General features: G+C 51.3%; 11 protein-coding genes. 6 read left to right on the top strand and 5 right to left on the bottom strand.

Features of this window, described 5'->3' with window-relative positions:
- The first annotated feature begins 94 nt into the window (after positions 1-94).
- The 3 genes from HP566_RS20955 to HP566_RS20945 are packed head-to-tail and all read left to right on the top strand — an operon-like array spanning position 95 to position 2,275.
- Positions 95-832, top strand: coding sequence for a hypothetical protein (locus HP566_RS20955; protein ID WP_249979238.1), 738 nt, complete (start codon positions 95-97; stop codon positions 830-832).
- A gap of 4 nt (positions 833-836) precedes the next feature.
- Positions 837-1,427 carry a FlgO family outer membrane protein gene (locus HP566_RS20950; protein ID WP_249979237.1) on the top strand — a complete coding sequence of 197 codons (591 nt, stop codon included), beginning with the start codon at positions 837-839 and terminating at the stop codon, positions 1,425-1,427.
- Between the two features lie 44 nt (positions 1,428-1,471).
- Complete coding sequence (locus HP566_RS20945; protein ID WP_249979236.1) at positions 1,472-2,275, top strand: glycosyltransferase family 32 protein; 804 nt, start codon at positions 1,472-1,474, stop codon at positions 2,273-2,275.
- Between the two features lie 96 nt (positions 2,276-2,371).
- On the opposite strand, the gene glyA is transcribed toward HP566_RS20945, so the two are convergent.
- From glyA to HP566_RS20930, 3 genes are all read right to left on the bottom strand, one after another.
- The gene (gene glyA, locus HP566_RS20940; protein ID WP_249979235.1) at positions 2,372-3,637 is read right to left on the bottom strand and encodes a serine hydroxymethyltransferase; all 1,266 of its coding nucleotides are present in this window, start codon (positions 3,635-3,637) and stop codon (positions 2,372-2,374) included.
- A 195-nt stretch (positions 3,638-3,832) separates the two neighbouring features.
- Positions 3,833-6,397: an ABC transporter permease gene (locus HP566_RS20935; protein WP_249979234.1), complete on the bottom strand. Its 2,565-nt coding sequence runs from the start codon at positions 6,395-6,397 to the stop codon at positions 3,833-3,835.
- Positions 6,390-7,199 (bottom strand): ABC transporter ATP-binding protein, encoded by an 810-nt coding sequence (locus HP566_RS20930; protein ID WP_249979233.1) that lies wholly within the window; start codon positions 7,197-7,199, stop codon positions 6,390-6,392. Before HP566_RS20930 ends, HP566_RS20935 begins: the two co-directional genes overlap by 8 nt.
- Between HP566_RS20930 and HP566_RS20925 the strand changes: the two genes are divergently transcribed.
- The 3 genes from HP566_RS20925 (at position 7,198) to HP566_RS20915 (ending at position 10,602) form a co-directional block, all read left to right on the top strand.
- A complete protein-coding gene (locus HP566_RS20925; RefSeq protein ID WP_249979232.1) occupies positions 7,198-7,869 on the top strand; it encodes an arylesterase in 672 nt (223 codons plus the stop codon). The two genes, HP566_RS20930 and HP566_RS20925, sit on opposite strands and share 2 nt — an antisense overlap.
- A 97-nt stretch (positions 7,870-7,966) precedes the next feature.
- Positions 7,967-8,680 carry a transglutaminase-like cysteine peptidase gene (locus tag HP566_RS20920; protein ID WP_249979344.1) on the top strand — a complete coding sequence of 238 codons (714 nt, stop codon included), beginning with the start codon at positions 7,967-7,969 and terminating at the stop codon, positions 8,678-8,680.
- 14 nt (positions 8,681-8,694) lie between these two features.
- Positions 8,695-10,602, top strand: coding sequence for a bifunctional diguanylate cyclase/phosphodiesterase (locus tag HP566_RS20915; protein ID WP_249979231.1), 1,908 nt, complete (start codon positions 8,695-8,697; stop codon positions 10,600-10,602).
- Positions 10,603-10,664: 62 nt separating this feature from the next.
- Here the strand turns inward: HP566_RS20915 and HP566_RS20910 are convergent, their stop codons facing one another.
- Both HP566_RS20910 and HP566_RS21695 read right to left on the bottom strand, forming a co-directional pair.
- A complete protein-coding gene (locus HP566_RS20910) occupies positions 10,665-10,988 on the bottom strand; it encodes a tryptophan synthase subunit beta like protein (RefSeq protein ID WP_249979230.1) in 324 nt (107 codons plus the stop codon).
- A gap of 107 nt (positions 10,989-11,095) precedes the next feature.
- Positions 11,096-13,715: Ig-like domain-containing protein (locus tag HP566_RS21695; protein WP_284041609.1), on the bottom strand; the 2,620-nt coding region annotated here is incomplete at its 5' end.

Below are 13,715 nucleotides of genomic sequence, written 5' to 3'. Positions count from 1 at the left end.
TACTCATTCAAGTTTTTAACCTCGTAGCCGATTTAAACTAAGCATGGCAAACTAGTCTATCAAAAGCCGTTTCGTAGCGAGAAGGAACTATCAGGTGCGCATCCGTTCTATATCATCCTCTATCGGTTATTTATTACGTCCTGTTAGCCTAGGATTTGCGAGCCTGATGCTAAGCGGCTGCTTCTATGCCAACACATCACAGGCACCGGTGGCGACCACTTATCCATACACGGAACAGCAGCGTATGCAGGCTGCCCAGCACTGGGAGGTGCTTGCCCAACATGAAGCAGCAGGTATTCTACGCAGCGAACGAGTGCGTTTTAGAGACCTCTATATCCCTGCTGAAGAGCACCCTTACCTAAGTGCTTACAGCGGCGGAGAGTTTGAACGCGGCTTTCGTACGCTGCTCACCAGTGAGCTGGTGTCCCGCGGGGGAAGTGTAACCACACAGCCCCGTTCAGGGGGTGCCACTGTCCAGATAGAAGTAGAAGTGGTCGAGCACCGCGACAGGGGCTATACACGCCCCCCTTTTGGCGCCTATACCGCGCTTGCAGGAGGTATTGCGGTAGCCAGTATGCCGCTGCGCAACTGGAGTGAGCCTGCTCTGGCCCTGATTCCTGCCGCCATGATAGCGGATACCACCACGGGTAGCTGGACGCATGGCGGAAACGAGGAAATTATTGTTACCACCCAGATTCTTGAGGAAGACCGTATTCTCTACTCTTCATCCAATATTTATTACATTAATGCGGGTGATCGGCGCCAATACGCTCCCCATCGCGTCCCTCAAGCTCCGACAACACCGACTGTTTCTATCACCGACACTTGGTAACAACATGCTTTTACTTTTTTCTTCCCTGCTGAAGCTGCGCTGTTTAGCTCGAACCACCAGCGGGCTGTCGATTGCTTTTGCTATACTTATGCTGGCCGGGTGTAGCACATTTGGTAATACCAATGCCCAAACGGCTGAGCCTGAACCCGATCTCTCTGAACTGGCCCATATGGCGGCCCAACAGATGGTCGCCAATAACCCAGACCTCACCCGCTACAGCCCAATGATTGCCGCCACCTTTGTCAGCATCGACAATCTGAGCCAGTCTTCCACCTTTGGACGTATCAGCTCTGAGCTCATGGCATCAGCATTAGCCAGGGAAGGAATGCAGGTACGTGAAGTAAAAATGCGCGATAGCATGTTTATTGAAGAGAACGTGGGTGAACTCATTTTATCCCGCCAGGTTCAGAGGTTAAGTGCCCAGCATAATGCTCGCTCTATTCTGATGGGTACTTATGCTCAAGGGCAGGACTACCTTTATGTTAGTGCTCGGGTCGTCAGGGCAGGCGATGCCATGGTACTGGGCAGCGCGGACTTCAGACTGCCACTGAACAACAACACCCGCAGTTTATTGGAAAGCCAAGGCGGCTGGTAAGCATTTATCAACCATATGATTTCTCCCTCACAGGCAGGAGCAATATGCCAACCAGCTCACGTGTAAAAAACATCATGATCGTGGCAGCAAGTCGTGTCATTAAATTACTTGCCAACATCACTAAGCTATTTAGCTATGTTTTTCATACTTTTTTCCCCAATAAACGCTTTACACTGCCTGGTTATGCTGCCCCGTTATTGAAGCCAAAACATACATCTGTTATCCCCCAGATAATTTGGCAAACCAACTTCACCAATAAGGTCACGCTACCGGTTTATCTCAATTACCTGTTTAATCGGTTGATGGCACCACGCTTCGAATACCGCTTTATGATTACGGAAGCGCGCTATGCCTTCATCGCCCAAAACTATGATGGCGCCTTATTAGATAGCTACTCAAAACTACAGATTGGGGCTGCCCAGGCTGACTTGTGGCGCTTACTCGTATTGTACAAGCATGGCGGCGTGTATTTAGACATTGATGCACATGCTATTTGGCCACTCTCCCACGTCGTCCCGACTACTATTGATGAGCTATATGTAACCACCCGCAGAGGTGAGTTGAGTAACTATTTTATCGCGAGCAAACCTAACAATCCTCACCTGTGGCAACTGATTGAACGAGTACATCAAAACATCAATGAAAACGCGCTAACCAATGTGTTCGAACTGACAGGACCAGGGGTGTTTATCAAGCTATTGGACCAGAATAGTGTGCCCACTGTCTCTTACCGGCATGCTTGCAACCAGGGAAGTTTTACCAACGAGTATTTCCAGTACATTGATAAAAAAGCGGGAAAATGGACTAAAGAGCAACAAACGGTGAGCATTATCCGCCAAGAGGAGTGATAGCTACCACTGCAAAAAAAAGCGCTAGCTCTTCGCTAGCGCTTTTTGTTTACCTTAAAGAACCACTCATACGTGGTTCTTTAAGTACACAGCACATTACTTATAGACAGGGAAGCGGCCACATACATCTGCCACTTTTTCCTGCACCTGGGCTTCAATGGCGCTGGTGTCTTCGCCTTTGGCCAACTGGTCCAGAATGTCACAAATCCAGCCCGCCAACTGACGACACTCTTCCTCACCAAAACCACGCGTGGTAACGGCTGGCGTACCAATACGCAAACCCGAGGTCACAAAGGGGCTTTGCGGGTCGTTAGGTACCGCGTTTTTATTCACCGTAATATGGGCACGACCAAGAGCAGCATCCGCGTCTTTTCCAGTTACCCCCTGCTTAATCAGGGAGAGTAGAAACAGATGATCTTCAGTGCCGCCCGAAACGATATCGTAACCACGGTCAATAAATACCCTGGCCATCGTTTGAGCATTTTTCACCACCTGCTGCTGATAAGCCTTAAACTCAGGCGCCATCGCCTCCTTGAAGCAGATGGCCTTAGCCGCAATAACATGCATTAGCGGCCCGCCCTGCCCTCCGGGGAAAACAGCTGACTGGAGTTTTTTCTCAATATCCGCGTCATTCTCCGCTGAGAGAATCACGCCACTACGGGGTCCGCGTAGCGTTTTGTGGGTGGTAGAGGTAACAACGTGGGCGTGGGGCAATGGGCTTGGGTATACACCGGCCGCCACCAGGCCTGCAATATGAGCCATATCTACCAGTAAATAAGCGCCAACTTCATCAGCGATTTCACGGAATTTAGCCCAATCAACAATTTGTGAGTAGGCTGAGAAGCCTGCGATGATCATCTTAGGCTTGTGCTCACGGGCCAGCTCAGCGACCTGATTGTAATCAATCAAGCCCTGTTCGTTCAGTCCATACTGAATGGCATTATAGTGCTTGCCAGAGAAATTAGGCTTGGCACCATGGGTTAAGTGCCCTCCCGCGTCCAGACTCATCCCCAAAATAGTATCGCCTGGTTTTACCAGCGCCTGAAAAACCGCACTATTGGCTTGAGAGCCGGAGTGCGGTTGCACATTAGCGTAGGTAGCGCCGAATAACTCCTTGGCATAGTCGATCGCGAGGTTTTCAGCGATATCGACAAACTCACAACCGCCGTAATAACGCTTGCCTGGGTAGCCTTCAGCATATTTGTTGGTCAGTTGACTGCCCTGGGCTTCCAGTACGCGAGGGCTGGCATAGTTTTCAGAAGCAATGAGTTCGATATGGGCTTCTTGGCGCTCGACTTCTTTCTGCATAGCGGAAAAAAGTGCATCATCAAATCCGGCAATTGTCATATCGCGGCTGAACATCGGCGGGAACCTCGTAGCGAAAGGATCATCATGGGAGAAGCGAGGGCGCTATGATAACGCAGCCTGACGCGACTTTCATCGCATCCGCGTCAGGTCGTGCATGAGCATGTTTCATGTTGAAGGGAGCAGACACAGACGTTACACGCCCGCAGCAATACTCCCTTATCAGGGTAGGCCATTACCACATCAAACTACCTAGGCTTCTCCTATCAGCCCAAGGCTGGCAGCAGGTGCCTGTCGTCTAAGGCTGTAAGAAAGGGCATGACCAATCGCACCGATCAGTAACGCTCCGCCTAATGGCAGTATGACCCATAGCCCTATATGCAAGCGCGGAGTTAGATCCAACCAATACAGGTAGAGCCCGGCAGTCGCCAGCTCGGCAAGGGCAGCCCCCATCAGGCCACTGGTAAAACCAAGTAGCGCATACTCTGCCCATTGCACCCGGGATATCATGCGGTTCCCCGCACCAAATACGCGTAGCAGCCCACTTTCATGGGCACGCACTGGTCGGCTTGCGGTCAGCGCAGCATATAACACACTGATGCCCGCCAGCAGCACCAGAGCAAGCACTAACTCTACTGCACGGGTTACTTGAGTTAACACGTCTCGCACCTGGCCTAGAATAGCGTCAACATTAAGTAACGAAACACCGGGGAAATCGCTAACCAGTTGACGTATCAGCCCCTGCTCACTATCTGGCAGATGGAACGCGGTGATATAGCTGTGCCCAAAAGACTCCAGTATGCCTGGCGGGAAAATGACAAAGAAGTTGGGGTTGAAACTATCCCAATTGAGGCTACGCAAACTCTCGATATGAGTAGTAATGGTGTCACTACCCACTGAAAACGTTAGCTCATCGCCCACACCTAAGCCCAGCCGCTCAGCCAACCCATCTTCCACTGATATGGGCACGCTTTCATCAACGGCTCGAGGTGTTGCCTCTACAGCCCCCATCCACCCTTGTGGTTCGCTCAATGTCGTAAACCACTGCCCTGCCACTATTTGATTACCTTCCGGCAGTTCGGCCTGCCAGGTGAGGTTCAGCTCACGGCGTAACGAGCCATCGCCTCTGGCGTCAGGTGGAACGACATCTCCTGGTGCTTGGTTATTAATCGCGGTAATCCGGCCACGCACCATAGGATAGAGCGTACTTTGGGTATCGACGCGAGGAGCAATCACTCTTTCAAAAGCGTCGCGCTCGCTGGGCTGTATATTGATCGCAAAGTAGTTGGGAGCATCTTCTGGCAATTGATCCTGCCAAGTAGTCAGCAAGTCACCACGCACCAGGACAATCATCGCCATGGCAAAAAAGGTAACCGAGAATGCCAATAGTTGACCAAGGCCTGCCTGTTTGCGCCGGGCAAGCTGTTTGCCACCAAGACGCAACGCCTGGGACCATTCGCCGCCCCCCGTCATCCGTTGTACAACGATCAGCAAGCCATTAAGTAGCAGCGAACTGATTGTCCATAGCAAGCCCAACAGTGCGGCTCCACCAATGAGAAGCGCTAATGCCAGTGGAAAGCTACCCGAGTAAAGCCAGAGCAGCCCACCGAAGACAATACTGGCAACACCGACTACCAGCCATGCCGAGGGTGGCAGTGGGTCTAGTTCGCGGCGCAATACTTTCAGTGCACTTACCTGCTTGATGCGAAGTAGCGTTGGCCCTGCAAAGCCAACCAGTACCGCTAAAGCGGTAAAAATACCCAACCATAGCGGCATAATGCCGGGTGGAGGCAGTGTCATGGGTAAAAAGCTGACGAGTAGCCAAAGCAATACCGCTTGCCCGATGAGGCCAAGTAGCGCCCCGACCACTGATGCGAGCAGCGCTAGCCCCAGTAACTGAAGCGAGAAAATCACCACAAGCTGATATTGACTGGCACCAAAACAGCGTAGTAATGCGGCAGTATCCAGGTGGCGCTCAACGTAGCGACGGGTTGACATGGCAACAGCAACACCAGCCAACAGCACAGCCGCCAGACCGGCTAAACCGAGATAGCTTTCCGCACGCTGGAGGGCATTACCTAACTGAGGGCGATCGACCCGTACATCCCTAACATCAACACCGTCACGCCTTAGTCCGGCAAGTAGCCCTTGCACTTGTTCCAGTGCAGCTGGCGGCCCGGCTGCCAACAACTCAAAATCGACACGCGCCCCTGGCTGTACCAGCCCTGTGGCCTCCAAGTCAGCAGTATTCAGCATCAATCGAGGGTTGAAGTTACCAAACCCACCGGACTGATCCGCCTCACGTTCAATAATACCGCTGATGGTGAGTTCTGTTTGGCCTACCTGTACGCGGTCGCCCAACTCGATTTCTATCAATTGAGCAAGGCGTGGGTCAGCCCAGGCTTCGCCCGGTGGTGGGCCGGATGCGATTTCCTCTGTGCCGTTGCCACGATCCACGTGGGATACACCATAGTGTGGATAAACGTCATCGACCGCTTTTAAGCTGGCGGGTTGAAAGCGCTCTCCCCGACTGATCATAGAGACTAAGTCTACCTGGTCACTCAGCACAAAGCCGACTTGCTCTAATCGTGTACGCAGTTCCTCATCGAAAGGTTGTCGCTGCTCCAAGACCAAATCTCCCCCCAGCATTTGGCCCGCCTGACGCTCCAGACCTCGCTCCAGGCGATCAAGGAAAAAAGCAATCATCGTGGAAGCTGCAACGGCCAAGACCAGGGCGACAAACAACGCCCGGACGTCTGCCGCCCGTATATCTCGCTTCAAACTACGGGCGGCAAGACGCCAGTTATGATCACTCATCGCCACCCCCGTTAGAAATCGCTGCTGGCTGGAATGGCTCCAATTGACCATTGACTAACCGCAAACACCTGCCGCAACGACGTGCAAGGGCGTGATCATGGGTGACGAGGATTAACGTAGTGCCCGCTTCCCGGTTCAAGGTAAAGAGCAGATCAATAATCTGTGCACCGGTATCGGGATCCAGGTTACCTGTGGGTTCATCAGCAAAAACCAGTTCAGGGTCGGTGACAAAAGCGCGAGCAATCGCCACACGTTGCTGCTCACCACCAGAAAGCTGTTTGGGTAAATGGTCCGTACGTTCACCAAGGCCAACACGCTCAAGCCATTGGGAAGCATGCTGATTTTCTCCTGCCCGCGGAGACAGCTCAAGCGGTAATAACACGTTTTCCAGCGCGCTCAGCGTGGGTAGTAGCTGAAAATTTTGAAATACAAACCCGACTCGCCCCGCCCGCAGCGCTGCTCGGCCATCCTCATCCAAACGGCTCAGTGGTTGCCCAAACAACGTTAACTCACCATCGCTTGGGGTATCCAATCCGGCCAAGAGCCCCAGCAGTGTCGACTTACCAGAACCACTTTTACCTAAAATAGCAACACTTTCTCCCGCCACTACGCTTAAAGAGAGGTTGTGTAAGATAGTCAACGATCGCTCTCCGCTCGAGACCTGCTTAGAGAGTTTTTCAGCATGTAGAACGGAGTGATGCCCATGAGGAACCTGTCGGGTATTCTGGGTGTCGGTGAAAGGGCGATGGGCGGGAGCATCATCGGTTGATATATTGGAAGCTTGGTCTGAGGAGTAAGACATGAAGCGTGGCATCCCTGTAATGTGGCAAAAACTTAACCGCATGGTAACCGGAGGGTTACTGGTACTGATAGTCACCCTTGGCGCTTCAACACTCAATGCAGATCAACAACCCACGCTGTTAGTGATGGGCGATAGCCTAAGTGCTGCCTATGGTATTGAGCAGGAACAGGGCTGGGTCACACTTCTGGCTGAGCGCCTTGAGGGCGAGGCACAGGTGATCAATGCCAGTATAAGCGGTGAAACGACCTCCGGCGGTGCACAACGGTTTGCAAGTATTATCGGACAGCGGCAACCTGACATCGTTCTTCTGGAGCTGGGCGGTAACGACGGTTTGCGAGGCTTGTCTCCAACTCAAATGCGCGACAACCTGGCAAGTATGATTGATCAAAGCCAACAGGCAGGCGCGGATGTACTGCTACTGGGTATTGATATACCACCCAATTATGGGCAAGCCTATCGCGATGCATTCACTGGCGTTTTTCGCTCCCTCGCTGAGGAGTACGATGTGCCGCTGGTACCTTTTTTACTTGAAGGTGTAGCGCTTAATGACCAACTGATGCAAAGCGATGGCATACACCCCACCGCCGAGGCACAACCCATCATTCTTGAAAACGTATGGCCAGAACTTGAACCTCTACTGGACCGTGTACTGCTTGCAGCAGAGGAGTGATGGCATCATGGCTACCTCATAATAGTACTTTCTACTAAGTAGATATAGCACTTCAACGCCACAGCTTGTAGTCTTAACGATTATTTGTCCAATGCTGATGGCGTCTATGCCTAAGTCCTTTCGCCCTTCTACCGGTTCCTTGTCCCGTAGGCAGTTTTTAATAACTGCAGGCGCACTCATATTAGGCACAGGCATCGGGCTTATACCTGTCTCAGCAACCGCTTTTAATCCTCAACGCTTGCGCCAAAGTATGCAACAGCAGTATGGAGAAAGCGGTCTTGCGGTTCTGGAAGAGTGGCTTGCCATGCTGGAGCGTTTACGCGGCCAGGATATTCAGACACAACTGCGTGATGTGAATGATTTTTTTAACCGCCGTATTCGCTGGGTTGACGATATCCATGTTTGGGGTCAAGAGGATTATTGGGCGACGCCTCTAGAGGCATTAGGAGAGGGGCGAGGCGATTGCGAAGAGTATTCAATTGGCAAATATATTACCCTTAAGCAATTGGGTGTACCCGGCGAACGCCTTCGAATGATTTATGTTCGAGCGCGTATTGGCCGTAGCCAAATCTCCCAGGCCCATATGGTACTGGGCTACTACGCAACGCCCAGTGCCGAACCGTTAATTCTTGATAATATTGCACCTTCTATTACCCCCGCCTCACAACGTACCGATCTTGACCCTGTCTTTAGTTTTAACAGTGAGGGATTGTGGGCTGGGGGCTCTTCTGAATCACGTGCCGACCCACTGGCACGGCTATCTCGCTGGCGCAGCGTGGTTGAGCGTATGCGATCACAAGGCTTTATTTAAGAGGAATTGGCACTATGTCGCTTATTAAACAGCTCTGGCTGGCCATTATCGCGCTACTACTACTTTCATTTATTGGCAGCCTTGCCATCAGCATTGCCTCTAGCCGCGACTATATTGAGCAGGAAGTCCGCATTAAAAACGAAGACAATGCGACAGCACTGGCACTTTCCATGAGCCAGCTCGACAAAGATATGGTGACATTGGAGCTACTGATTTCAGCTCAGTTTGATACCGGATATTACCGCAATATCACACTACGCGATGCTGAAGGCAATGTGTTGATTGAGCGTTCAGCAAGTGGTTACAGTGGCGATGTACCTGCTTGGTTTCGTAACTTGATTCAGTTTGATGTTCCCACCGGAACGGCCACTATACAGGATGGTTGGCGTCAATTCGGCACTCTGGAACTTGACAGCCATCACAGTTTTGCATATGCCTCTTTATGGCGCAGCATGATTGAGCTGGCAGGCTGGTTCCTACTGGCAGGCGCCATCAGCTTAGCGATTGCTACAGTACTGGTTCGCGGTATCAAACACCCCCTGGTTCGCGTTGTCGCTCAGGCGAAAGATATTAGTGCCCGTCGCTTCACGACCATTAAAGAGCCCCGCACACTGGAACTGCGCGAAGTGGCACAAGCGATGAATATCCTCTCCGCCAATGTTCGCCAAATGCTTAGCCAAGAGAGCCTGAAACTCGATGAGCTACGGCGTCACCTTCAGCATGACCGAGTCACAGGCGCCCTTAACCGCGATGTTTTTATGGGCCGAATGGCCTCATTGTTAGGTAGTGACGATGCACGTGCCACAGGACTGGTGGTAATGGTTAGAGTACAAGCCCTGGAGCAATTAAACGAACAGTTGGGGCATCAAGCGACCGATAACCTGCTTAGCAAGTTGGTAAAGCAACTCGCCCAACTTGATGACCTTTCAGAAGAGGCACTGGTGGGGCGCCTCAATGGCAGTGACTTTATGCTGATGCTGCCTTTAGACGAGAGTGCGGACGCGCTAGCATCGCGTGTAAGTCAGGCACTCGAACTGGTTTCGGATAGCGCCTCCCAAGTGGAGATACGTTTACCTACCGCTATCATTACTTATACACCTCAGGACGAACGGAGTGCCCTGCTCGCTGCTATCGACGATACGCTTGCGGAAGCCGAAAGCACCAGTGTCTCTGCCAGCAGTATAATTATTCGTAAACGTGAGCAAGGCTCATTGTATAGTAACCATGCTGAGTGGCGTTCTGCACTGAATGCAGCCATTACCCAAGGGCCCCAGTTAGCCTACTTCCCAGTCATTGATGCACATGACAACATTCTTCACTATGAGTCACCTGCCCGCTTAGAGCTTGCTCAAAAGTGGCAAACAGCAGGCGTTTTTATCCCCTGGGTCACCCGTTTCAATTTAGAACCCGCACTGGACATTGCAGTAGTTAAAAAAGCGCTTGAACACCTGGCAGGACATCCAGCCCAAAAGCTGGGTATTAACCTTTCCATTGCCTCCATTACGAATGCCCAGTTTGTGATTGAGCTGCGTATGTTGCTGGAAAAACAGCCGCTATTGGCCAAACAGCTCTGTTTTGAAGTGCCTGCTGTACTCAATACTCACGCCATAGGAAGTTTACGTGGCTTATGTACCGCCCTAAGGCCGTTTGGTTGCCAGTTTGGTATTGAGCATGTAGGAACTGAATTTACCAAACTGGCTGACCTGCATGATGTGGGCCTGGCCTATTTAAAAGTGGACAGTAGTCTCATTCGCGGTATTCATACTTCCAGCGAACAACAAGCCATTGTGCGGGGAATGGCAACACTGTGCCACTCGCTGGGCATTCAGGTAATTGCAGAAGGGGTGACAGAACAGGCTGAGCTGGAAAGTCTATTCCGGGCAGGGCTGGATGGTGCTACAGGACCAGGGGTACAAGTCTAACCAAGTCAATAAGGTTATCTAACAGCGGCGGCGTGGATGAGTATCAATACCTGCCGCTGCTGTTAGATGATACCACCATCGTCGCCAATCAAACTAACATCACTCTTTGAGCGCAGCGACTTACGCTCCATCAACTTGCTTTGAGCTGCGGGTGGTAAATCGGTAAAACTAAGTACTCCCTTCTCCAACAACACCTCCAACATATCCTCCACGACCCGCACAAAGGCGAGGTCAGAGGCAATAAACTGTGCCGACTGCCCTGTCTGCTCGGCCAGGAAAGCAAACACTTCTGGTGAGTCTTCTGTAATGGTGTCGTTGCACTCAGACGATGGTTCCTTGCTGAGCATCACAATCTCCCCTTGGGCATTGCGCTTGATATAAAGCATAGCGGCTTCCTCTGTCAGTATAAGCACCAAAATATTGCCAAACGTAAATAGCATCAAGATTAGACCAAGGCCGCCCTCATGGGCGACCTTGGCGCTAACTGCCTATACTATTGATCAATTTTTAACTGATCATTATTCAACATATGCTGAATAACATCCTGCGGGCTACCTCCCCCAAAGTCAGAGAAGGTTTTGCCTTCCAGGCGAATCACCTGGTCAGCATTCTCTTTATCACCGGCTAAATTACCTTGAGAATTGAGATAAAGCACAGTATCGCCGCCCTCTTCTTCAGCAACAATATAGGTACTTAGATCAGTCGCATCCTCTTCTCCCTGGAGCAGGTCAGCAATATCCAGAACATTGTTACCGTTACCGAAGTCTTTGACAATATCCACAGCCGGAGCATCTTCAGTTCCCTGGTCGCCCAGATTCCACAGGAAGATGTCATCGCCGTCTCCTCCGATGAGAATATCATTCCCCTCGCCGCCTATCAGCGTATCGTTACCGGCACCACCGATGAGAATATCATTGCCCTGCCCACCATCAAGCACGTTGTTACCGCCATCAGTGCGTACCGTATCAATCAATGCTTCCCAGTTTTGACGAACATAATCCAGCACCTGATCATCATCGGGAGCAGTTCCATCATTAACTTCCCAACGGAGGAACTCTCTTAACCCTTGATACCCCATACCATCATGTTCACCCGCATTATAGGCTACCCCTGTATCACCATTAGTCCACGATAAGTGGTCTGTGTTGATAGTATCGCCAAAGATAATATCATCGCCATCCCCACCATAGAGAGTATCCTCACCCAAGGGAGCCAGCTCATCGAACTCCGAACTACCCTCTAAAGCGGCAGCTAAATCTTCGGCATTATTGACAATATCCACATCTCCTACAGGCCCGGTAACAACGTTTAAGCCCCACCAGCCGAAAGATACACTGCCATCGCCAGTAATATCGGTATTGTCGAAGAACCTCAGATAGTTTTCCGACACACCACTGCCGATACCAATACCATTTACCGAGGATATGGCTGAAAGTGCTTCAAATGCGGTAACTGAGGCATTAAATGTATTGTAGTCCGTACTACTACCGGGACCAGATACGTTGCCCCACGAGTTATAGTAAAGAGTTGGATCACCGTCTGTCAGAAAATAGGACAGATTTTCAAATTCACCTGATGCCTGCTGATCATTCTGGGCATTAAACCACGCTGCAGAGGCCTGGAAGGCCGCCATATAGTTGGTGCCACCAACGGCAGAGAGGCTATTGATAGCGTTAATTAGTTGCTGCACATTTGCAGAGCTTACGTTTTCGAACACAACAGGATTTGAAGCATGCGTTGAGAATGGCACTAACTGTACATTCACAACCCCTTCATGCCCCTGGAGTTGGTTAGCCAAATTAACCAGCGCCTGCTTGGTCAGGTCCATTCTGGACACCCCAGGTGTACCCGATTGGTTATTCATGCTGCCTGAAACGTCAACGATCAGCGAGATATTGTAGTTTGTTGCTGGATCGATAATGGTAACCTTACCGCCGCGATCACCAATAATGACATCATCCCCACCACCGCCTTCAATAGTATCGCTACCGTTACCACCTATTTCCAGTGAAGCACTCTCCTGTACTTGATAGCTAACACTGTCGCTAGCACTGTAAGGATTGCCGTACTGGTCTGCCCCATTCACAATCGCGGAAACGCTATCACTGGACAGACTACCCACTATATCGACGGGCACTTCAACTTCCCAACTCAGATCCGCGTTTACCGCAGTAACGAACTCATTGCCATCGATGGTAACCGTAACCTCATCCCCAGCCTTGGCATCTCCACCTACGTTTCCACGAATAGTATGCGCTTGATCTACCTCGTTATTGTTAAGCACATTGTCAGACCCAAACAACGGCTGGTTGATGGAGATCATTGCCTCAGGCGCGACATTTGCAACACCTTTATTATCACTATCAGTGTCACTGTTACCCGCTGGATCGGTTACCGTAGCCGTGACGCTAACACTGGAGACCCCTTCAGCTACAGCGACCTGCACAATGACACCATTGGTCAAATCAGCCTGAGTAACCGCGCGATTAACCAGCCCATTGCCAGAGCCATCCGTGACAACCAGTACATCGCCTACTTTCGTATCCTGACCTAGGGTAACTTTGGCAGCTACCTTACCTGGCACTCCAGCAGCAATCTCATCGATGTTATAGACATTATCATCGCCGGCCCCCAGCAGTTCCACACTTACGCTTGGAGCAATGGCATCCACACCTTTAGTATCACTACTTGATTCCATATTTCCCTGCGGGTCGGTGACTGTCGCTGTCACACTGACACTTTCCATGCTGCTATCGACCGGCACCTGAACCACCAAGCCGTCATTCAGCATATCGCTAGTTACCGTTGTGTCCAGCAATACGGAATTTAGCCCGTCACGCACCACTAGGGTATCGCCAACTTGAGTACCATCAAGCAAGGTGATTTGTGCACTGACACTGCCAGCCTCCCCTTGTGCAATCTCATCAATGTTGTAGATACCATCGCTACCAGCCCCCAGCAACACGACTTCTACATCTGGCGTGAAGGCATCGAGTTCGCCGCTGTCGGTGTCGGTCACCGGGTTGCCGTTGCGGTCGCTGGCGGTGGCCTCGACGGTGATGGTGCCGTCGACCAGGCTGCTGAGGTCTTCGCTGGTGGTGTAGCTGCCGTCG

The organism is Vreelandella olivaria, from assembly GCF_023507745.1.
In the GTDB taxonomy this organism is placed as follows: Bacteria; Pseudomonadota; Gammaproteobacteria; order Pseudomonadales; family Halomonadaceae; genus Vreelandella; species Vreelandella olivaria_A.
The sequence above is the reverse complement of the archived record's forward strand: the minus strand, read 5'-3'. Positions and strand labels throughout refer to the sequence as shown.

Excerpts from the sequence above, each read along its gene's own strand:
- HP566_RS20950 (WP_249979237.1), top strand. The coding sequence starts at position 837 with ATGCTTTTACTTTTTTCTTCCCTGCTGAAGCTGCGCTGTTTAGCTCGA.
- HP566_RS20945 (WP_249979236.1), top strand. The coding sequence starts at position 1,472 with ATGCCAACCAGCTCACGTGTAAAAAACATCATGATCGTGGCAGCAAGT.
- glyA (WP_249979235.1), bottom strand. The coding sequence starts at position 3,637 with ATGTTCAGCCGCGATATGACAATTGCCGGATTTGATGATGCACTTTTT.
- HP566_RS20935 (WP_249979234.1), bottom strand. The coding sequence starts at position 6,397 with ATGAGTGATCATAACTGGCGTCTTGCCGCCCGTAGTTTGAAGCGAGAT.
- HP566_RS20925 (WP_249979232.1), top strand. The coding sequence starts at position 7,198 with ATGAAGCGTGGCATCCCTGTAATGTGGCAAAAACTTAACCGCATGGTA.
- HP566_RS20930 (WP_249979233.1), bottom strand. The coding sequence starts at position 7,199 with ATGTCTTACTCCTCAGACCAAGCTTCCAATATATCAACCGATGATGCT.
- HP566_RS20920 (WP_249979344.1), top strand. The coding sequence starts at position 7,967 with ATGGCGTCTATGCCTAAGTCCTTTCGCCCTTCTACCGGTTCCTTGTCC.
- HP566_RS20915 (WP_249979231.1), top strand. The coding sequence starts at position 8,695 with ATGTCGCTTATTAAACAGCTCTGGCTGGCCATTATCGCGCTACTACTA.
- HP566_RS20910 (WP_249979230.1), bottom strand. The coding sequence starts at position 10,988 with ATGCTTTATATCAAGCGCAATGCCCAAGGGGAGATTGTGATGCTCAGC.